Annotated in this window: 20 protein-coding genes; 12 read left to right on the forward strand and 8 right to left on the reverse strand. The window is 61.8% G+C overall.

The annotated features are described in order from the left end of the window. Positions 1–184: 184 nt before the first annotated feature. Positions 185–379, reverse strand: a complete 195-nt coding sequence (locus tag AACY52_RS21245; protein ID WP_010211349.1) for a hypothetical protein — start codon at positions 377–379, stop codon at positions 185–187. Between the two features lie 224 nt (positions 380–603). Beyond that, a complete protein-coding gene (locus AACY52_RS21250; protein ID WP_339560759.1) occupies positions 604–978 on the reverse strand; it encodes a hypothetical protein in 375 nt (124 codons plus the stop codon). Between the two features lie 155 nt (positions 979–1,133). On the opposite strand from AACY52_RS21250, the gene AACY52_RS21255 reads away from it, so the two are divergent. The 3 genes from AACY52_RS21255 (at position 1,134) to AACY52_RS21265 (ending at position 5,078) form a co-directional block, all read left to right on the forward strand. Next, positions 1,134–1,952, forward strand: a complete 819-nt coding sequence (locus AACY52_RS21255; RefSeq protein ID WP_339420026.1) for a shikimate 5-dehydrogenase — start codon at positions 1,134–1,136, stop codon at positions 1,950–1,952. A gap of 95 nt (positions 1,953–2,047) precedes the next feature. After that, a complete protein-coding gene (gene nosP / locus AACY52_RS21260; protein WP_339420028.1) occupies positions 2,048–3,193 on the forward strand; it encodes a nitric oxide-sensing protein NosP in 1,146 nt (381 codons plus the stop codon). After that, the gene (locus AACY52_RS21265; protein ID WP_370468040.1) at positions 3,135–5,078 is read left to right on the forward strand and encodes a NahK/ErcS family hybrid sensor histidine kinase/response regulator; all 1,944 of its coding nucleotides are present in this window, start codon (positions 3,135–3,137) and stop codon (positions 5,076–5,078) included. Before nosP ends, AACY52_RS21265 begins: the two co-directional genes overlap by 59 nt. A 44-nt stretch (positions 5,079–5,122) precedes the next feature. On the opposite strand, the gene AACY52_RS21270 is transcribed toward AACY52_RS21265, so the two are convergent. Further along, positions 5,123–5,788: a response regulator transcription factor gene (locus AACY52_RS21270; protein ID WP_049709073.1), complete on the reverse strand. Its 666-nt coding sequence runs from the start codon at positions 5,786–5,788 to the stop codon at positions 5,123–5,125. 27 nt (positions 5,789–5,815) lie between these two features. Further along, positions 5,816–6,355, reverse strand: coding sequence for a PQQ-dependent catabolism-associated CXXCW motif protein (locus AACY52_RS21275; RefSeq protein WP_339428152.1), 540 nt, complete (start codon positions 6,353–6,355; stop codon positions 5,816–5,818). Between the two features lie 155 nt (positions 6,356–6,510). Here AACY52_RS21275 and AACY52_RS21280 point away from each other — a divergent pair, with 155 nt between their 5' ends. After that, entirely contained in the window at positions 6,511–7,137 is a 627-nt protein-coding gene (locus AACY52_RS21280; protein WP_339560760.1) for a response regulator transcription factor, read from the forward strand. A gap of 110 nt (positions 7,138–7,247) precedes the next feature. On the opposite strand, the gene AACY52_RS21285 is transcribed toward AACY52_RS21280, so the two are convergent. Together AACY52_RS21285 and exaA are read right to left on the reverse strand one after the other, a co-directional pair. After that, positions 7,248–7,898, reverse strand: a complete 651-nt coding sequence (locus tag AACY52_RS21285) for a pentapeptide repeat-containing protein (RefSeq protein ID WP_339560761.1) — start codon at positions 7,896–7,898, stop codon at positions 7,248–7,250. Positions 7,899–8,064: 166 nt separating this feature from the next. Then, positions 8,065–9,957, reverse strand: coding sequence for a quinoprotein ethanol dehydrogenase (gene exaA / locus AACY52_RS21290; RefSeq protein WP_339560762.1), 1,893 nt, complete (start codon positions 9,955–9,957; stop codon positions 8,065–8,067). Between the two features lie 255 nt (positions 9,958–10,212). Between exaA and pedF the strand changes: the two genes are divergently transcribed. The 8 genes from pedF (at position 10,213) to AACY52_RS21330 (ending at position 18,292) form a co-directional block, all read left to right on the forward strand. Beyond that, positions 10,213–10,674 (forward strand): cytochrome c-550 PedF, encoded by a 462-nt coding sequence (pedF, locus tag AACY52_RS21295; protein ID WP_339436208.1) that lies wholly within the window; start codon positions 10,213–10,215, stop codon positions 10,672–10,674. A 3-nt stretch (positions 10,675–10,677) separates the two neighbouring features. After that, positions 10,678–11,421, forward strand: coding sequence for a quinoprotein dehydrogenase-associated SoxYZ-like carrier (locus AACY52_RS21300; protein WP_339560763.1), 744 nt, complete (start codon positions 10,678–10,680; stop codon positions 11,419–11,421). Then, positions 11,418–12,350, forward strand: a complete 933-nt coding sequence (locus AACY52_RS21305) for a quinoprotein relay system zinc metallohydrolase 1 (protein WP_339560764.1) — start codon at positions 11,418–11,420, stop codon at positions 12,348–12,350. Before AACY52_RS21300 ends, AACY52_RS21305 begins: the two co-directional genes overlap by 4 nt. 29 nt (positions 12,351–12,379) lie before the next feature. After that, entirely contained in the window at positions 12,380–13,900 is a 1,521-nt protein-coding gene (locus tag AACY52_RS21310; RefSeq protein ID WP_339428158.1) for an aldehyde dehydrogenase family protein, read from the forward strand. Positions 13,901–14,046: 146 nt separating this feature from the next. After that, positions 14,047–14,118: a pyrroloquinoline quinone precursor peptide PqqA gene (gene pqqA / locus AACY52_RS21315; protein ID WP_010209364.1), complete on the forward strand. Its 72-nt coding sequence runs from the start codon at positions 14,047–14,049 to the stop codon at positions 14,116–14,118. 128 nt (positions 14,119–14,246) lie between these two features. Beyond that, positions 14,247–15,410 carry an alcohol dehydrogenase-like regulatory protein ErcA gene (ercA, locus tag AACY52_RS21320; protein ID WP_339428159.1) on the forward strand — a complete coding sequence of 388 codons (1,164 nt, stop codon included), beginning with the start codon at positions 14,247–14,249 and terminating at the stop codon, positions 15,408–15,410. After that, the gene (locus tag AACY52_RS21325) at positions 15,394–16,764 is read left to right on the forward strand and encodes a hybrid sensor histidine kinase/response regulator (protein WP_339428160.1); all 1,371 of its coding nucleotides are present in this window, start codon (positions 15,394–15,396) and stop codon (positions 16,762–16,764) included. The genes ercA and AACY52_RS21325 overlap by 17 nt, the downstream gene beginning before the upstream one ends. Before the next feature lie 64 nt (positions 16,765–16,828). Then, the gene (locus tag AACY52_RS21330; protein WP_339420048.1) at positions 16,829–18,292 is read left to right on the forward strand and encodes a DASS family sodium-coupled anion symporter; all 1,464 of its coding nucleotides are present in this window, start codon (positions 16,829–16,831) and stop codon (positions 18,290–18,292) included. A gap of 86 nt (positions 18,293–18,378) precedes the next feature. On the opposite strand, the gene AACY52_RS21335 is transcribed toward AACY52_RS21330, so the two are convergent. Together AACY52_RS21335 and AACY52_RS21340 are read right to left on the reverse strand one after the other, a co-directional pair. Further along, the gene (locus tag AACY52_RS21335) at positions 18,379–19,284 is read right to left on the reverse strand and encodes an aldose 1-epimerase (RefSeq protein ID WP_339560765.1); all 906 of its coding nucleotides are present in this window, start codon (positions 19,282–19,284) and stop codon (positions 18,379–18,381) included. A 98-nt stretch (positions 19,285–19,382) separates the two neighbouring features. Then, complete coding sequence (locus AACY52_RS21340; protein WP_339420052.1) at positions 19,383–20,663, reverse strand: TRAP transporter large permease; 1,281 nt, start codon at positions 20,661–20,663, stop codon at positions 19,383–19,385.

Genomic DNA, 20,663 nt, shown 5'->3' on the forward strand with positions numbered 1-20,663 from the left:
GCGTACTAGGTACCAGCAGGCGAGCAAGCCCAGCTCCCGAAGAGGGGCGGGGACGGCGCTGCCGATGACGGACATGATCTGAACAGTGGGCATAAGGACCTCCAATCGCTATGGAGGTCACCTTACGGGGCTGGGCGGCGTAGGAAAAATCAACCGTCTCGATAGTCGACATCAACGCGAGGCGTCAGTCCACCACCTGATCAAGCATGTTCACCACTTCCTGCTCACTGAGCAAACCCTTGCGCACCAGGTTTTCTGCCAGCAGTGCGAGGAATTTGGCGCTGCGGTGGCCTTCCAGGTGCTTGAGCTCGGTGAGGGCGCTGTACACCTTGCTGGACGTGCAGAGGCCAGCGGTGCGGTGTGGGTTTTGCGTGGGCATGGTCAGTCGTCCTTGTTGTTATTGGGTGGACAGGCTCGATAGTGGGAGTGTGTCGTGACACAAACATGACAGCGTGAGGCCCGGTCGAGCAAGTAGACATTGGTGTTGATGATGTGCGAATACGCGACGGGCATTGTCCTCGGAACGACCTTTGCAGGATGAATCCGGACTTTTCAGACAAAAAAAGGCCTCGCAACCTGCGAGGCCCGTTTCAGCGTGATCGATTACCAGCCGCGGCCGTAGTAGCCGTGGGGGCGGCCGTAGCCGCCGCGCGGTGGGCCGTAATAACCACGCGGTGGACCGTAATACACCGGCGCCGGGCGGTAGTAGACCTGTTGTTGCACATACACCGGTGGCGGCGGTGCGTAATAGACCGGCGGCGGCGCGGCGTACACCGGTTGCGGTTGCACATACACCGGCTGCTGCACATAGACCTCACGTGGCTGGCTGGCAACCACGGAGCCCACGACTGCTGCGCTGACCAGGGCACCCAATACGGCCGGGCCACCCCAACCACCACCGTGGGCGGAGGCTTGGCCTGCCATCGCGAGTGCGCCAACAAGCAAGGCGATCTTGGGGATTGTACGAATCATGGTCATTCCTCGGTTAGCCCCTGCGCTTGTGGTCTGCAATCAATGGACTCAAGTAATGTCGCGGGGATACTTTTAAGACAACGTATTTCTGAAAAACAGCACAGCCGCTAGGTAAAGGTTGTGTAAGGTCTGTATCGAATCGCTTACTCAAGGAGTTACCCATGCAGATGCACCCCAACAAGGACACGCGGCTGTGCATGTCGCTGTCGGCGCGCCCCGGGAATTTTGGCCTGCGTTTTCATAACCACCTGTACGAACAGTTGGGTCTGAACTTCTACTATAAAGCCTTCAGTAGTCAGGATTTGCCCGGCGCGATCGTTGGTATCCGCGCGCTGAACGTCCGTGGTTGCGGGGTTTCCATGCCGTTCAAGGAGGCCGCCATTGCCTTAGTGGACGAACTCGACGATTCAGTTCAAGCCATCGACTCGCTAAACACCATCGTCAACACCGATGGGCATCTCAAGGCCTACAACACTGATTACATCGCCATTGAGCAACTGCTGAAAAAGCACGCCGTGCCGCAGTCATCGACATTCGCCCTGCGTGGCAGCGGCGGCATGGCCAAGGCCGTGGCCAGTGCCTTGCGCGATGGTGGCTACGCTAGTGGCGTAATAGTGGCGCGTAATCAAGCCGCAGGCCGCGCCTTGGCGCAGAACCTGGGCTATGAATGGTTGCCCGACTTGGGTGAATTGCGCCCACAGATGCTGATCAACGTGACACCTATCGGCATGACCGGCGGGCCTGAGGCGCACGCCCTGGCGTTTGATGCCGAAGCCGTGGAGGCTGCCGAAACGGTGTTCGATGTGGTGGCGATCCCCTCTGAAACCCCATTGATCGTGCGGGGCCGTGCCAAAGGCAAACGGGTGATTACTGGGTTGGAAGTGATCGCGATCCAGGCGTTGGAGCAATTTGTGCTCTATACCGGTGTGCGTCCGACCCCTGAGCAATTCGAGAAAGCCGTGGCATTTGCACGTGCCTGAAACCTCATCCCATCGCATCCCCCACCCAGTACCCAAGTAGCATAGGTCTCCCCCCTGGCCCTTCGTACACTTGTGCCTCAGAGGGGGAGCCAACGATGCACAACAGTGAAGGCGTAGTCAGTGCCATGTCCCAGGCCACCGATGCCGGGCAGGCCGCCGAAGAGCTGGCGCGGCAACTGTTGCATCCGTACCTGGGTTTCGTGCTGTTTTTCTGCTCGGCCTCCTATGATTTGCAGGCTCTGGGCCACGCGCTGCAACAATGCTTCGCCAGCGTGCGCGTGGTCGGCTGTACCAGCGCCGGCGAGATCACGTCCCACGGCTATGGCCGCAACTGCATCACGGCGGTGGGCTTCAACCACGCTCACTTTTCCATCGCCACTGAGCTGATCGACCAGGTGGAACACTTCAGCCTGATCAACGCCCAGGACATGGTCGAACGCCTGGTCGGCGGTTGCCGCAGCAATACGCTGGCGCCGATCAAGGGCAACACCTTCGCCCTGACCCTGCTCGATGGCCTGTCCAGCCGAGAAGAAATGGTGCTCGCGGCCCTCAGCGCCGCGTTGGGCGATATCCCGCACTTTGGCGGTTCGGCGGGTGACGACAATTTCCTCACGCACACCCACGTCTACTTCAACGGCGTGTTCCACAGCGGCGCAGCGGTGGTGGTACTGGTCAATACCTGGCTGGATTTCGAGGTGTTCACCACCCACCACATCCTGCCGCGCTCGGAAAAGCTGGTGGTCACCGGCGCAGACAGCCCGTCGCGACGGGTCTTCGAACTCAACGCCGAGCCAGCCGCCGAAGAATACGCGCGGCATATCGGTGTGGCCGTGGCCAACCTCGACCACCGCACCTTCGCCGCGCACCCGCTGGCGGTGCGCATCCACGACCAGTACTACGTGCGCGCGATCCAGCAGGTGCACGAAGACCTCAGCCTGAGTTTCTACTGCGCGGTGGAAAACGGCATCGTCCTGACCGCGATGAAGCCCGGCCCGATTCTGCCGAACCTGCAAACCCTGTTCGACGGCCTGCAGTCGCGCCTTGGCGACCTGCTGCTGACCATTGGCTGCGACTGTTTCCTGCGGCGCCTGGAACTGGAAGACAACGGCACCCTCGAGCAGATCGGCAGCTATCTGCGCGACCAGCGGGTGATGGGCTTCAACACCTATGGAGAACAGTTCAATGGCATGCACATCAACCAGACTTTCACCGGGGTCGCCATTGCCCGAGGCCGACGCTGACCTGCCCGCCCTGGTGGCGCGACTGCAACAGGACAACCACAAGCTGGCGCGGATCAATGCGGCGCTGATCGAGCGCATCGAGTCCGGCATGACCCAGGGCAACAACCCCTACACCACCTTCCAGCATTCGGTGGTATTGGCCGAGCAAGTACGCGAACGCACTGACGCGCTGAACCAGGCGATGGCTGAACTCAAGGCCAGCAACCACCTGCTGATCAACGCCCGGCTGCGCGCCGAAGCCCTGCGCGGCGAACAGGCAGCGGCGCAAAAGGCCCAGGAAAGCGAACGCTGGATCCGCCTGATCACCGACAACGTGCCGGCGCTGATCGGCTACCTGAATGCTGATCTGGTCTACGAATTCACCAATAAAGTCTATGAAGAATGGTACTGCTGGCCGCGCGGCATGATGCTCGGCCAGAGCCTGCGCGAAGTGCACAGCGAGCAGCATTGCCAACGCCTGGATGCCTACGTCGCACGCGCCCTGGCGGGGGAAAGCGTGACGTTTGAATTCGCCGAAACCAACATCAACAATCAGGAGCGCTACATGCTGCGTTCTTATGTGCCGAACCTGTTGGCCAGTGGCGAAGTGGTGGGGATCTTCGTATTGATCCGCGACATCACCGAACGCCGGCGCACCGCTGAGGCCTTGCACCAGGCCTACCAGCACCTGGAGCAACGCGTGGCCCAGCGCACGTCGGAACTCACCTCGCTCAACGACCAGTTGCTCAAGGAAATCGACGAGCGCCGGCGCATGGAAACCCGCCTGCGTGAAGCCAAGCGGGAGGCCGAACAGGCCAACCTGTCGAAAACCAAGTTCCTCGCCGCTGTCAGCCATGACCTGCTGCAACCGTTGAACGCCGCGCGCCTATTTACCAGCGCATTGCTCGAACGCCCCAGTGAAACCCTGGTGCGCAACGTCAGCAATTCCCTGGAAGACGTGGAAAACCTGCTCGGCACCCTGGTGGATATTTCCAAGCTGGATGCCGGGGTGATCAAGGCCGATATCGCGCCGTTTGCCCTCAGTGAGTTGCTGGACAACCTCGCCGTCGAATACACCGAACTGGCCCGCGCCGAGGGGCTGGCGCTGCACTTTATCGGCTGCTCGGCGCTGGTGCGCAGCGATATCCAGCTGCTGGCGCGGATCCTGCGCAACCTGCTGAGCAATGCGATCCGCTACACCTACAAGGGCCGCGTAGTACTGGGTTGCCGGCGCCAGCATCAACGCGTGTTGATTCAAGTATGGGACAGCGGCATGGGCATTGCCGAAGAGCGTCTGGAGGAGATTTTCCAGGAGTTCAAGCGCGGCGATGTGCAGCGCCCGGATCAGGATCGCGGGTTGGGCCTGGGCCTGGCCATCGTGGAAAAGATCGCCGGGATGCTAGGCCATCGCATCAGCGTCAAATCCTGGCCGGGTAAAGGCTCGATGTTTTCGGTAGAAGTGCCGTTGAGCGCCACCGCGCCCAAGTCCTCGCCGGCGCCGTGCATGAGCGAGCCGATGCTCGAACGCTTGCAGGGTGCGCGCGTGTGGGTGCTGGATAACGACGCGGCGATTTGTGCAGGCATGCGCACGTTGCTCGAAGGCTGGGGCTGCCGGGTGGTCACCGCGCTGTCGGAGCAGGACTTGGCGCGACAGGTGGACAACTACCATGCCGAGGCGGACTTGCTGATTGCCGATTACCACCTCGACAACGACCAGAACGGCATTGACGCAGTGGCCCGCATCAACGCGCGGCGGGGCCGTGCGATACAGGCGATGATGATTACTGCCAATTACAGCAATGAGTTGAAACAGCAGATTCGTGAGCTGGGGCATACGTTGATGCATAAGCCGGTGCGGCCGATGAAGCTGAAGACTGCGATGAGTCATCTGCTCAGTCGGCCCTGACAAAAGGCAATCAAAATGTGGGAACTTGTGTTCTGTCTGGCGGTTCAGCGCCGCAGGTAAGAGCCGAAATCAATATCCCCGGCACTGAGTATCGCCTGCACCCGATTATGCACATTCAACTTGCGCAAGATCGCCGACACATGCGCCTTCACCGTGGTCTCGGCAATCTCCAGGGTGTACGCAATCTGCTTGTTCGACTCGCCCTTGGTCATCCGTTCCAACACCAGCAATTGCTTGCGCGTCAGTGCCTGCAACAGCTCCGGGGCGAAACCGGGATTGTCGTTCATGCGCCGTTGCCCGGTGTTTTTCTGGGAGCGGATGATGTCCGGCGGCAGGTACACGTTGCCGTTGAGAATCTGCTGGATCGCCTCGGTCATTTGCAGGCGGGGCGAGGACTTGGTGATAAACCCCACGGCGCCATACGTGATGGCTTGCAGCACGATTTGCTTGTCCTGTTCGGCCGAGACAATCACCACCGGGATAGTCGGTGACTCGTTGCGCAGGTTGATCAAACCGTTGAGGCCGTGCATGCCGGGCATGTTCAGATCCAGCAGGATCAGGTCGAGGTCGTCGTGTTCCTGGGTCAGGGCGAGGGCACTGTCCAGGTCGGCGGTTTCCATCACCTCGCTGCCGGGAAAGCCGTCGCTGATAACGTTATGGATCGCCTCGCGAAACAGCGGGTGATCGTCGGCAATCAAAATTTTGTACATGGCCGTTCACCTTCTTGTTGTGGTTTTTTATTCAAAGGGTTCGGGTGTGGCAGTCATCACTGGCAGGTTTGCCGCTTCCCATGCATCCAAGCCATCGCGATACCAGTACACAGAGGTATAGCCCAGCTCGGCGGCTCGTTTTACCGCGTTCCAACTCAGCCAGCAATCGGAGCGGCAGTAGAACACCAGCGGGCGTGCCAGGTTGCCGCCGGTGAACGTGTACAGGTGTCGCACGAGATAGCCTTGCCATTCAGGTGAGAGGTCACCGTCGCCGGTGTTGGCCAGCCAGTGGCTTCCTGGCAGATTGGCGTGAGGCTGGTCTTCGATGAAACGGCCTTGCAGCCACTGGCGCCGGTACACGTCGATCAGGACCGGCGCGGGCGTCTGGTTGAGCAGGGCTCGCAGGGCCGGGGTGTCGACGATGGTCGCCCCGGGCAGTTGATCGGGCGTAGGGCTGCGGTACACGCTGATGCGGTAGCCGTCGGCGGAAAACAGGGGTGGGTCGGCGTGTACATGCGTGATGAACAGGCACAACAGGGCCGCTAGGGGCAGTCGAACGGGCAGCATGGCGGGTCCAGTCGTTATCGTTATGCACCTATTACACGCCAGTCCCGCTGCCTTGGGAATGCGACGATAGACAGCAAAACCAGTACCAAAGTAGTAGGTCGCGGCGCGGCGCGGGGTTCTAGCATGGGACGAGAGCCGCTGCCATTGGAGGCATTATGAATATCCTGTTGGTCGATGATCACGCCGTGGTCCGCCTGGGCTATGCCGGGCTGTTGCGCAGCGGCCTGCCGGGTGTGGTGGTGCGTGAAGCGGCCAGTGGCGAAGAAGCCCTGGCGCGCGTGCATGAGGCGGTGCCCAACCTTGTGATCATCGGCTTCGGCCTGCCGGGTATCAGCGGCCTGGAAACCACCCGCCGCCTGCGCCAGCGCTTGCCGCAGTTGCGCGTGCTGTTTTTCAGCCAGCACGCCGAGTTGTCCCTGGTGCGCCAGGCTCTGGAGGCGGGTGCATCGGGCTACCTGACCAAAAGCGCGTCGCCTGCGGTGATGCTGGACGCGGTGGAGCGCATCCTCGACGGTCACACCTATATCGAACAGGACCTGGCGACCCAGCTGGCCTATCACCCCACAGACCGCCGTTTGCAGAGCATGACCCAGCGCGAACTGGAGATTTTCCTGATGCTCGCCAGAGGTACCCCGGCCCGCTCGATTGCGGCCCAGCTGAGTATCAGCAGCAAGACCGTGTCCAATTACCTGACCTTGCTCAAGAGCAAGTTGCAGGTGAGTTCACATGCCGAGTTGGTGCATTTGGGGATTGATATGGGGGTGGTGCGGGTGGCGGGATGACAGTGGCGACGCAAATCCCCTGTGGGAGCGGGCTTGCTCGCGAATGCAGTGTGTCAGTCAACTGATCCACCGCATTCGCGAGCAAGCCCACACATTTGGATTGCGTTGTCTCAGCGATCCCACGTAGTGGGGCAATCTTTGCAACCTTCCATATTCGCATCCTGAAAGTTCGCATAATGCTGACGACTCCCCGTGAGCGTGGCTTTCTCCAGGTTGCTTTCACCAAACTTGGCTTCTTGCAGATTGGCATCACTGAGGTCCGCCCCTTGCAGGTCGGCCTTGCTCAACCACGTCATTTCCAAGTCAGCCGCACGCAGGTTGGCCTTGTGCATCTTCGCCCCTGACAACCGTGCAAATTGCAGGTAGGCCGCGCTGAGGTTGGCGTTTTCGAATTGCGCGCCTTGGGCAAACATCCCCCAGCCTTGCACCGCCATCAACGTGGCACCGGTAAAGTCGGCCAGGCGCAGATTGGCTTGCTGCAGGCTGGTGCGGGTCAGGTTGGCGCCTTGCAGTTGGGCTTTCTCCAGGTTGGCGAGGTTCAGGTTGGCGTGGCGCAGATCCGCATCGCGCAAGTCGGCACCGGCCAGGTTCATTTTGCTCAGGTTTTGGTTGCGCAGGTTGGCGCCCTTGAGGTTGGCGCCGGGGCACTGGCTGTGCTCGGCGATGGTGCAGCCGTTGATGATCAGGGGGGCGTCGTCGCCGTCGTCGGTGGCGTGAGCCAAGGGAAGTGACAGCAGCAGTAATAAAGGCAGGTAGTTCATCACGATACCTTGTAGTGAGCGGGCTTGCCCCGCGCTGGGCGGCGAAGCCGCCCCAACAGGGACGGCGCCGTGTTTCAGAGAGACCGAGACGCCGGGGTTTGGGGCCGCTTCGCAGCCCAGCGCGGGGCAAGCCCGCTGACTGCAAGGCGGTCCCGCATTTACAAGCTTATTTTTGCGCGGTTTTGTTATCCCAACTCGGGATCTTGAACACCCAGAATGACCCACCCTGTGCCACCGGCTTGGTCAGCTCGGCCATGTCGCCGCCCCACAGCGGCACCGCGCCGCCATAGCCGACTGTCACGCCGACGTACTGCTCGCCATCCTGTTCCCAGGTGATCGGCGGCGAGACGATGCCGCTGCCGGTCTGAAACTTCCACAGTTCCTTGCCGGTTCTCGCGTCGAAAGCCTTGAAGAAACCGTCGCCGGTCCCGGTGAACACCAGGTTGCCGTTGGTCGCCAGCACGCCGGCCCACAGCGGCATGGCTTCCTTGTGTTCCCACACCACCTTGCCGGTGGTCGGGTTCATCGCACGCAGAGTGCCAACGTGGTCGTCATACATACGCTTGATGCGAAAGCCCATCCCAAGGTAAGCCGAGCCTTTCTTGTAGTTGACCTCTTCGGTCCAGTATTCCTCTTTCCACTGATTGCCCGGGATGTAGAACAGGCCGGTGTCCTGGCTGTAGGCCATGGGATTCCAGTTTTTGCCACCGAGGAACGGCGGCGAGACTTCCACTGGCTTGCCCTTGGTTTCACCGGGCAATGGCTTGGCCGGACGCTGGCCTTCGTTCTCCACGGGGCGGCCGGTCTTCAGGTCGATGTGGCTGGCCCAGGTGATGTTGTCGACGAACGGGAAGGCGTTCTGCAGCTTGCCGTTGTTGCGGTCCACCACATAGAAGAAACCGTTGCGGTCAGCGTGGCCGGTGGCCTTGATGACCTTGCCGTCCTTGTCCTTGTAGTCGAACAGCACCAGTTCGTTGTTGCCGGAGAAGTCCCAGGCATCGTTCGGCGTGTGCTGGTAGAACCACTTCACTTCGCCGGTGCTTGGGTCGACGCCGACCTGGCCCGAGGTGTAGAGGCTGTCGAAGTCGTGGGGGTTGCCGTCTTTGGACGTGCGCGCCCAGGTGTTCCATGGGCCAGGGTTGCCGGCACCGACGATGATGGTGTTGGTCTCGGCATCGAAGCTCGCGCTCTGCCAAGGCGCGCCGCCGCCGTGGCTCCAGGCCTCGACTTTGCCGGTTTCGGTGGTTGGGTCATCTGGCCACGAAGGCGCCTTGACGTCGCCGGTCGGTGTGCTGTCCTTGCCGTTCAGGCGGCCCATATGGCCTTCCACGAACGGACGCATCCAGACCTCTTCGCCGGTGTCCGGATCGCGCGCAAACAGCTGGCCGACCACGCCGAATTCATCGCCGGAGCTGCCGTGGATCAGCAGCACCTTGCCGCTGACCTTGTCTTTGACCAGCACCGGGGCGCCGGTCATGGTGTAGCCGGCGGCGTGGTCACCGAATTTTTTGTTCCACACCACTTTGCCGGTGTTTTTGTCGAGGGCGATCAGGCGCGCGTCGAGGGTGCCGAAGTAGATCTTGTCGCCAAAGATCGCCGCGCCACGGTTGACCACGTCACAGCACGGGCGAATGTTGTCGGGCAGGCGGTGGTTGTAGGTCCACAGGCGCTTGCCGGTCTTTGCATCAAGGGCGAACACACGGGAATACGAGCCGGTGACGTAGACCACGCCGTCATTGACGATGGCCTGGGATTCCTGGCCGCGTTGCTTCTCGTCGCCGAACGAGTAGGACCAGGCCGGGGTGAGCTTGAACACGTTCTTGTCGTTGACCTGGGCCAGGGGGCTCCAGCGTTGGGCGTTGGTGCCCATGCCGTATTGCAGCACGTCCTTGGTCGTCAGGTGGTCGTTGGCGATGTCTTCCCAGGTGACGTTGTGGGTGGGCTTCGCAGGTTCGGCGGCAGCAGAGCTTGCAGCACTGAGGGACAGGCTGCCCACCAGCAGAAAGGCTTGCACGGCAAGGCTTAGGGGTGAGCGGGCGGGTAGCGATCTTATTGTCATGGTTGCAGTTCCCAGTGGAGGTTTTGGCCTGCACAGGTTGCTGCCTGGACGGGTTGGCGAATACGGAAAAAGTCCCGGTGTTGCCGGGACAATTTCCCGAACCACCTCTGATTTAGCAGTGCCCCACAAGGCCTGCTACCAACGGATGAGAACCCGCCCACCAAAGCAGCATACGGGTGCCGCCGGGCGCTTCCTAAGATGGTTGCCATAGCCTCTGCCAAGAGGTTTTGCGTGCACTCCTCAGGGGACAAAATAATGAAAACAAAACGCAACGCCTTGCTGACCGCCTGCCTCCTTACCGCTGCGATAGGTGCCGGTTCCGCCTGGGCCCACGGCAACGTGACCCCAACTGCCGTGGAAACCAAAGGCCTCACCCCGATCAAGGATGCCGGCGTGCCGCTGGACGCCGATGGCTGGGCCGCGACCAACCCGTATCGCACCTCCCCAGAGCATGACAAGGCCGTCGAAATCGGTGCCTCGGCGTACAACCAGAACTGCGCGGCGTGCCATGGCCTGGAAGCCAAGTCCGGCGGGATCGCCCCCGACCTGCGCATGCTGGATGCCGGCGACCCCGGGGATGAGTGGTTTGTCGAGCGGGTCCGCCACGGCGCCGTGCGCGATGGCCGGGTGTACATGCCGAAGATGGCTGACTACCTGAGCCAGGAAGCCCTGTGGGCGGTGCGCACTTACCTCGACAGCGTGCACGTCGAGGAGTAAGCCATGCGCCTGCGCGGGTGGTGGGTCTGCTGTTTGCCGGTGCTGGCCTGGGGCGCGCCCGTCGACCCGGTGCCCTCGGTGATGTGGGCCTACTACCACCAACGTTTTCTCGACAATGCGCCGTTCGTATTCGACGAGCGCGTGAAGCTCTTGGCGCCGCCGTTCGCCGAGGACGCGCGCCAGGTGCCGCTGGAGATTGATGCCCGTGCGTTCAAGGGCGAGGTGGTGAAGATCCTTGCCTGGGCCGAACTCAACCCGCTGCCACAGATTGTCGACTTCCAGCCGGTGGAGCGCGTGCTGGCGTGGCTGTCGATCCGGATTCGCATCGAACAGGCCACGCCGTTGCGCGCGGCGGTGTTGACCCGGGACGGGATGTGGCATGTCGGTTCGACACTGATCGATGCCGCCGGCGGCGGTTGCACGGCGCCCAGCGTGGTGCGCACGCAAGCGGGCTGGGAAGACCACCTCGGCGAAGTGCTCGGCGGGCGCTACCCGCGCGCGGAATTCAGCCGGGTGAAGCTGCAAGTTGCCCATCCGATGGATAACGGCATGGTCAGTGGTATTCCCGAGTTTTTCGTTAACAATGCCGAACTTCACGGTGCCAACGGTGAGCTGTTGGCACGCCTGGAATTGTTCCCCGCCGTCAGCGAAAACCCCAACCTGGCCTTCGATATCGAAGGCGCCGAGCCCACGCGTTTGACTTTGCGCGACACCAGCGGCAGTCAATTCGAGGCGCTCATCCCATGACCCGGCGCTGGATTCTGCTCTGGCTGATCATGCTCAGCCAGCCGGTGCTGGCCGAGCTGGATTACGGCCTGAAACCCCGCCTGATCGCCGATGACACCTGGCTGCTGGAAGGCAGCACCGATAACTTCGCCAAGGACAACGGCGGCGACATCGTCAATATCGGGTTCATCGTCACCGAACCCGGCGTGGTGGTGATCGACACCGGGCCGTCCAAGCGCTACGGCGAAGCCCTGCGACAGGCCATCGCCAGCGTCACTGATAAGCCGGTGATCCAGGTGTTGCTGACTCACCACCACCCCGACCATGCGCTCGGCAACCAAGCGTTCAAGGAGGTGACCATCGGCGCCCTGGCCGGCACCGCCGAGTTACTGCACGAGCAGGGCGACAGCATGGCCGAGAACCTGTACCGCAGGGTCGGCGACTGGATGCGCGGCACTGAAGTGGTGTTGCCGGGTGAAGTGTTGCAAGCGGGCGTAAAAACCTTCGGCAGCCACGACCTGCAACTGCTGCACCTGCGCGGCCATACCGGTGCCGACCTGGCGATATTCGACCGCAAGACCGGCGTGCTGTTTGCCGGTGACCTGGTGTTCTACCAGCGCGCGCTCACCACGCCCAATTCACCGGGCCTTGCACTGTGGCTGGCGGATATCGCCACCCTGCAAGGCTTGCCCTGGACGCTGATCGTGCCCGGCCACGGCCCGATCGCGGCGGATGCAAAACCCTTCGAACAGATGCGCGACTACCTCACCTGGCTCGACCAACTCCTGCGCGACGGCGCCGCCCAAGGTCGCGATATGCCTGAGCTGATCCGCAGCCCGATCCCCGAACGTTTCGCGGCGATCAACCTCAGCCGCTACGAACTGATCCGCAGCGTGACCCACCTGTACCCGCAGTACGAACGCAAGCAGATGCAACGCCTGCACCCCTGACAACACCCACAACAGACAGAGGCCTCACCATGATCTACGCACAACCTGGCACGCCCGGCGCCATCGTCAGCTTCAAGCCGCGCTACGGCAATTACATCGGTGGTGAGTTTGTCGCGCCGATCAACGGCGAGTACTTCACCAACACGTCGCCGGTCACCGGCGACGTCATCGCCGAATTCCCGCGCTCCAGCGCCGCCGATATCGACAAGGCCCTCGACGCCGCCCACGCCGCCGCTGATGCCTGGGGCAAGACGTCGGCCCAGGACCGCTCGCGGGTGTTGCTGAACATTGCCGACCGCATCGAGCAGCATCTCGAAGTGCTGGCCGTGGCCGAGACCTGGGACAACGGCAAGGCCGTGCGCGAAACCCTCAACGCCGACGTGCCGCTGGCTGCTGACCATTTCCGCTACTTCGCCGGTTGCATCCGCGCCCAGGAAGGCGGTGCCGCCGAGATCAACGAACTGACCACCGCCTATCACTTCCACGAGCCGCTGGGTGTGGTCGGGCAGATTATCCCGTGGAACTTCCCACTGCTGATGGCTGCGTGGAAACTTGCGCCGGCGTTGGCCGCCGGTAACTGCATCGTGCTTAAGCCGGCTGAGCAGACGCCGCTGTCGATCATGGTATTTGCCGAGCTGATCAATGACCTGCTGCCGCCGGGCGTGCTCAACATCGTGCAAGGCTTTGGCCGCGAAGCGGGGGAGGCGTTGGCCACCAGCAAGCGCATCGCCAAGATCGCCTTCACCGGCTCCACCCCGGTGGGCGCGCACATCATGCACGCGGCGGCCGAGAACATTATTCCGTCCACCGTGGAGCTGGGCGGCAAGTCGCCGAATATCTTCTTTGAAGACATCATGCAGGCCGAGCCGCAATTTATCGAAAAAGCCGCTGAAGGCCTGGTGCTGGCGTTCTTCAACCAGGGCGAAGTGTGCACCTGCCCATCGCGGGCGCTGGTGCAGGAGTCGATCTACGATGCATTCATGGCCGAGGTGATGAAGAAGATCGTCAAGATCAAGCGCGGCAACCCGCTGGACACCGAAACCATGGTCGGCGCCCAGGCGTCCGAGCAGCAATACGACAAGATCCTCTCCTACCTGAAGATCGCTCAGGAAGAGGGTGCGGTACTGCTGGCTGGCGGCGCGGCCGAACGTTTGGAAGGCGACCTGTCCAGTGGCTATTACATCCAGCCGACCTTGCTCAAGGGGCACAACAAGATGCGCGTGTTCCAGGAGGAAATCTTCGGGCCGGTAGTCGGTGTGACTACCTTCAAGGACGAGGCCGAAGCGTTGGCGATAGCCAATGACAGCGAGTTCGGCCTGGGCGCCGGTTTGTGGACCCGCGACATCAACCGCGCGTACCGCATGGGCCGAGCGATCAAAGCCGGTCGTGTGTGGACCAACTGTTATCACCTGTACCCGGCGCATGCGGCGTTTGGTGGGTACAAGAAGTCGGGCGTGGGGCGTGAGAACCACAAGATGATGTTGGATCATTACCAGCAGACCAAGAATTTGCTGGTGAGCTACGACATCAATCCACTGGGCTTCTTCTGATTCAACGCGCTCCCACCGTTTGATTGATGTACACCTGAGACTAATGCAGTGCGGCTGCTACTTCGAAAGTAGCATTCGCCCCCGTTGATCTGCGTGCATTAATGAAATCACCGGAACCCCCCGGTACAACAAGAGGACTATTCCCCATGTGGACCAAACCTGCCTTTACCGACCTGCGTATCGGCTTCGAAGTGACAATGTACTTCGCCAGCCGTTGACCTCCACCCGGCCAGCCCAGCGCTGGCCGGTGCTGGCCGCAAGCATGCCCCTTTGGTCTGATTGCAATCGCAGCCGGATGGGTTAGTGTGGAGCGCATTCTTCCAAAATAATAAAAACAGGCTTTCCAATGAGCCCAAATCTGAGCCTTCTGCGCAAATTCGTCTCGCCTGAAATCATCTTTGGTGCCGGCTGCCGGCACAACGTCGGCAACTATGCCAAGACCTTTGGCGCGCGCAAGGTGCTGGTGGTCAGCGACCCCGGGGTGCTCGCCGCCGGATGGGTGGCTGATGTGGAAGCCAGCCTGCAAGCCATTGGTGTCGACTACTGCCTGTACACCGCCGTGTCGCCCAACCCCCGCGTCGAAGAAGTGATGCTCGGCGCCGAGGTGTACCGTGAAAACCACTGTGATGTGATCGTGGCCATTGGCGGCGGTAGCCCGATGGATTGCGCCAAGGCCATCGGCATTGCGGTGGCCCACGGGCGCAGCATCCTTGAGTTCGAGGGCGTGGATACCATTCGTGTGCCCAGCCCGCCGCTGATCCTCATCCCAACCACCGCCGGCACCTCGGCGGATGTCTCGCAGTTCGTAATCATCTCCAACCAGCAGGAACGCATGAAGTTCTCCATCGTCAGCAAGGCGGTGGTCCCGGACGTGGCGCTGATCGACCCGGAAACCACCGCCAGCATGGACCCGTTCCTGTCCGCCTGTACCGGTATTGACGCACTGGTGCATGCCATCGAAGCATTCGTCTCCACCGGCCATGGTCCGCTGACCGACCCGCATGCGCTGGAGGCGATGCGCCTGATCAACGGCAATCTGGTGCAGATGATCGCCAATCCCGGCGACATTGCCCTGCGCGAGAAAATCATGCTCGGCAGCATGCAGGCCGGGCTGGCGTTTTCCAATGCGATCCTTGGCGCGGTGCATGCTATGTCCCACAGCCTTGGCGGCTTCCTCGACTTGCCCCATGGGTTGTGCAACGCGGTGCTGGTGGAGCATGTGGTGGCGTTCAACTACAACTCGGCGCCGGAGCGTTTCCAGGTGATTGCCGAGACGTTCGGCATCGACTGCCGCGGCCTCAATCATCGGCAGATCTGCGGGCGGCTGGTGGAGCATCTGATCGCACTGAAGCATGCGATTGGCTTCCATGAAACCCTCGGCCTGCATGGCGTGCGCGTGGCGGATATTCCCTTCCTGTCCCAGCATGCGATGCATGACCCGTGCATCCTCACGAATCCCAGGGAGTCGAGCCAGCGCGACGTCGAGGTTGTCTATGGCGAAGCGCTCTGAGGACCAGCAACTCGCCCTCGCCGGGTTGCTGGGGCTGGGCAATCACTCCGCGCGCAAGAGCCATTACCCGGAACTCGCCGCGCGACTGGACGAGCTTGAGGCCGAGCGCAACCGCTATATCCGCCTCAACGATGAGCTGGAACAGCGCGTCGCCGCGCGCACCGATGAACTGCTCGAAGCCAACCTCAACCTGCAACAGCAGATCGCCCACCGCGAACAGATCGAACAGGACCTGCGCGATGCCCGTGACGCCGCCCAGGCCGCCAACCGCAGCAAGGACAAATACCTCGCCGCCGCCAGCCATGACTTGCTGCAGCCTTTGAATGCCGCGCGATTGCTGATCGCCACCTTGCGCGAGCGACAGTTGCCCAGCGTCGAGCAGGTGCTGGTGGAGCGCACGCACCAAGCACTGGAAGGCGCCGAGGATTTGCTCACCGATTTGCTCGATATCTCGCGGCTGGACCAGGCGGCCGTCAAGCCGGACGTGGCGTTGTATCGGCTGGATGAGCTGTTCGCGCCGCTGGTCTCGGAGTTCCAATCGGTGGCCCTGGCGGCCGGGTTGAACCTGCGGGTGCGCACCGGCTGTTATGCGATCAATACCGACCTGCGGTTGCTGACGCGGATTCTGCGTAATTTCCTCAGCAATGCCTGTCGTTATACCGACGAAGGTTGCATCTTGCTCGGTGCTCGACGCCGAGGGGGTCGCCTGCGCCTGGAAGTGTGGGATACCGGTCGCGGGATTGCGGCCGACCGGCTGCAGACGATCTTCCTCGAGTTCAACCAGCTCGACGTCGGCCGCGCCTCGGACCGCAAGGGCGTAGGGCTGGGGTTGGCGATTGTCGAGCGTATCGCCGAGATTCTGGGGTATCCGATTGCCGTGCGTTCCTGGCCGGGGCGGGGTTCGATGTTCAGCATCGAGGTGCCGTTGAGTGACGAAATGCCCCTGCCGATCAGCCAGTTGCCGGTGCAACCGAGCACGGGCAACCCGCTGCCTGGGCGGCGTTTGCTGGTGATCGATAACGAAGTGAGCATCCTCGAAAGCATGCGCGCGCTGCTCGGGCAGTGGGGCTGCGAAGTGGTCACCGCCACCGACCAGGCGGGTGCGTTGCTGGCTTTGCAGGGCAGGGCGCCGGAGCTGATCCTGGCGGACTATCACTTGGACCATGGGGTGGTGGGCTGTGCGGTGGTCAAGCACCTGCGCGAGCATTTCGAGCAGAACATTCCTGCGGTGATCATCACGGCTGACCGCACTGACCAATGCCGACGTGCCTTGCGTCGCCTCGAAGCACCGCTGTTGAACAAACCGGTCAAGCCCGGCAAGTTACGCGCGGTGTTGAGTCAGCTATTGGCCTAGGTCAACACGCCGCAGGTGGTTTTGCCCCATGCTCAAGCCTTGATTTAGAGCCTTGGAGCACCCGATGAGCGCGGCATCCTTTAAATTACCCCTGGGCCTGGTTGTCGCGGTGTTGGTAATGACCGGCGTGCTGCTGTTGCCGCTGCCCGCCGACTTGCCCGTGGCCGGGCACCGCATGCTGGCGATCCTTGCGTTTGCCGTGGTGGTGTGGATCACCGAAGCGGTGTCCTATGAAGCCAGCGCGATCATGATCACTTCGCTGATAGCGTTTTTGCTGGGGACCGCGCCGTCGCTGCAAGACCCGACGCACTTGATCGGCACCAGCCCGGCGATCAGCATGGCCCTTACCGGGTTCTCCAACCCGGCGTTGGCGCTGGTGGCCGGCGCGCTGTTTATCGCCGCCGCCATGACCCACACCGGCCTGGATCGGCGTATCGCCCTGGTGACCTTGAGTCGGGTCGGCACCAGCACCCGGCGCATCCTGCTGGGGGCGATTGCGGTGACCATCCTGCTCAGCCTCGTGGTGCCCAGTGCCACGGCGCGCAGTGCCTGCGTAGTGCCGATCATGATGGGCGTGATCGCGGCCTTTGGTGTCGACAAACGCTCGAATATCGCCGCTGGCATCATGATCGTCGTCGCCCAGGGCACTAGCATCTGGAACGTCGGCATCCAGACCGCCGCCGCGCAGAACCTGCTGACCGTCGGCTTCATGGACAAGATGCTGGGTCAGCGCGTGTCATGGATCGACTGGCTGATCGCCGGCGCGCCGTGGGCGTTGATCATGTCGGCGGTGTTGCTGTTCCTGGTGCTCAAATTGCTGCCGCCGGAAACCGACAGCATCCCGGGCGGTAAAGAGGCGGTGGCGCAGTCGCTGGTGGAGATCGGGCCCATGACCGGGCCGCAGAAGCGCCTGTTGAGCGTTTCGGTATTGCTGCTGCTGGCCTGGGCCACGGAAGGGCGCCTGCACAGTTTCGACACCGCCTCCACGACCTACGCCGGGCTGGTGTTCCTGCTATTGCCGGGCATCGGTGTGATGACCTGGAAGGATGTGCAGTCACGCATTCCGTGGGGCACGGTGATTGTGTTCGGGGTTGGCATCAGCCTCGGCACTGCGCTGCTGACCACCCAGGCCGGGCAATGGCTGGGTTCTGCTGTTGTGGCCCACACGGGGTTGGATCAAGTTGGGCCGTTGGGGATGTTTGCGATTCTTGGCGCATTCCTGATCCTGATTCACCTGGGGTTCGCCAGCGCCACGGCATTGACCTCGGCGTTGCTGCCGATCCTGATCGCGGTGCTGCAGACCTTGCCGGGGGATTTCAGCCGGTTGGGCATGACCATGCTGTTGGGGTTTGTGATGAGCTATGGGTTTATCCTGCCGATCAATGCGCCGCAGAACATGGTGTGCATGGGGACTGGGACGTTTACGGCGCGGCAGTTTGCCAAGGTGGGGATCCTGGTGACGCTGATTGGCTATCTGTTGATGCTGGTGTTTGCGGCGACTTACTGGAGTTGGCTTGGTTGGATCTGACATTTGGAATGTGGTCTTCAGTACGCATGAGATCCGACTGTAGGAGCGGGCTTGCTCGCGAAGCAGGGTGTCAGGCGACGTGTTTGTTACTGATCCAGCGCATTCGCAAGCAAGTCCCCTCCCACATTTGGGCCGTATTTCATACTGAGATTGAGGTGGATCGACTGGCTCTGTTCCAGCAGTCTCAGCCCAGGCCTGCCCGGCAGATGATGGGCGTTCACCGGATGGCTCACCGGCTCGATGCAAAAGAACCCCAGCCCCGGCGGGCAGTACAGCAGGAAGTAATCGGCGCCGCTGGCCTGGCATTCCAGCGTATAGCCCAGCTCTGGTTGCTCGATCAGGCAATGCCCATCCCACTGGCAAAAGCCGTTGTCCACCAGGCCTTCGGGTAGGGTTTTCAGTTCCCGGAAGTCCCAGGCATCCGGCACGGGCGCCAAGAGCGTAGGCAACTTGGACGCATCACTCATCCACACCTGTGACGCCTCGGCCTGTAAGCGTGTGCCCGGCCGACGTGGCAAGTAGGGATGCAACCCCAGGCCATGCCACGCGGGTGTTTCTGCCAGATGGGTCACGCTCAGCGTAATACTCAGCTCACCCTTGCTCAATCGAAAGCGCTGCTCGGCGCGATAGGCGAACGGCGTGTCGCACTCCACGGCCAGTACCACTTCACTCGCTGACTGGCTCACCACCTGCCACGCCTGCTGCCAGGCGGAACCATGAATCGGCAAGGGGTCCGTGAGGCTATTGGGCGCCAGGGCCAGCCAGCCGTCGGGGTTGTCGAAACCGCCTCGGGAAACTCGGTTGGACCAGGGGGCCAAGGGATAGCAGCCCAGTTTGCCCGGCAAACCGGTGTTCAGCGCTTGTTGGTCACTATGGCGCAGCAAAGGCTGCCCGGTTGCTCGTACCGTCCAATTGACGATGCTGGCGCCGGTGGCCGGCGCGAGGGTGAGGTGGGTGAGTTGATCGCTGAGTTCGATGAGGTGTGACGACATGGTGTCTCGCCGTATGAAATAGGCCCAACGCAGAGGTTCAGTGTGGGAGCAGGCAAGCCCGCTCCCACATTTGAATCTGTTGTGTTTTTGATAGAGGTTTACAGCACCACGCTTGGCAGCCACAGCGACAGCGCCGGGATGTAGGTCACGGCGATCAGGATCAGGAACAGCACGGCATAAAACGGCAGCAGCGCCTTCGCGGTCTTCTCGATGGTGGTCTTGCCCACCGCCGCGCCCACGAACAGCACCGCGCCCACGGGCGGGGTGATCAAACCAATGCCGAGGTTCACCAGCATGATCATGCCGAAGTGCACCGGGTCGACGCCAATACCCAGCACCACCGGCAGCAGAATCGGCGTAAGGATCAAGATCAGCGGCGCCATGTCCATCACTGTGCCGAGCAACAGCAACATGGCGTTGATGCACATCAGGATGACGTAGCGGTTGTCCGACAGGGTCAGGAACATCGTGGTGATCTTCGCCGGGATCTGCATCAGGGTCATGATGTAGCCGAAGCTGGCGGCGAAGGCGATCAGGATCATCACGATGGAAATGGTGCGCACCGTGCGGTGCATCAGCTTGGGCAGCTCGTTCCATTTGTAGTCGCGGTAAATGAACATGGTCACGAAGAACGCCCACAGCACGGCTATCGCGGCGGATTCGGTGGCGGTGAAAACCCCCGAGAGGATGCCGCCGAGGATGATCACCATTGCCATCAGGCCCCACAGCGCGTCGGCGGCGATCTTCAGCGCCTGTTTCAAGGGGATGACTTCGCCCTTCGGGTAATTGCGCTTTTTCGCGAAGATCAGGCACAGCGCCATCAAGCACGCGCTCATCAACAGGCCGGGGACCACGCCGGCCATGAACAGCGAGGCGATGGAGACGGTGCCGCCGGCTGCGAGGGAGTAGAGCACCGAGTTATGGCTAGGCGGAGTCAGCAAGGCCTGCACCGAACCGCTGACGGTCACCGCCGTGGCGAATTCGCGGGGGTAACCACGGCGTTCCATTTCCGGGATCAGCACCGAGCCGACCGAGGCGGTGTCCGCCACCGACGAGCCGGAAATTGCCCCAAAAAACGTCGAAGCCATGATGTTCACCAAGGACAGGCCGCCGCGCACAAAGCCCACCAGCACCCCGGCAAACGCCACCAGCCGCCGCGACATGCCGCCCTCGGCCATGATCGCCCCGGCCAGCACAAAGAACGGAATCGCCATCAGCGAAAACTTGTTCACCCCGCCGGCCACCTGAATCATCAGGGCCTGGAACGGGATGTCGATCCACCACGCGCCGATCAGCGCCGACAGCCCGAGCGCGTAGGCCACCGGCATGCCGATCAGGATCAAGGCGACAAAACTGCCCAACAGAATCAATGCGTCCAT

Origin of the sequence: Pseudomonas sp. EA_65y_Pfl1_P113 (assembly GCF_963970525.1) — a bacterium.
Lineage (GTDB): Bacteria > Pseudomonadota > Gammaproteobacteria > Pseudomonadales > Pseudomonadaceae > Aquipseudomonas > Aquipseudomonas tritici.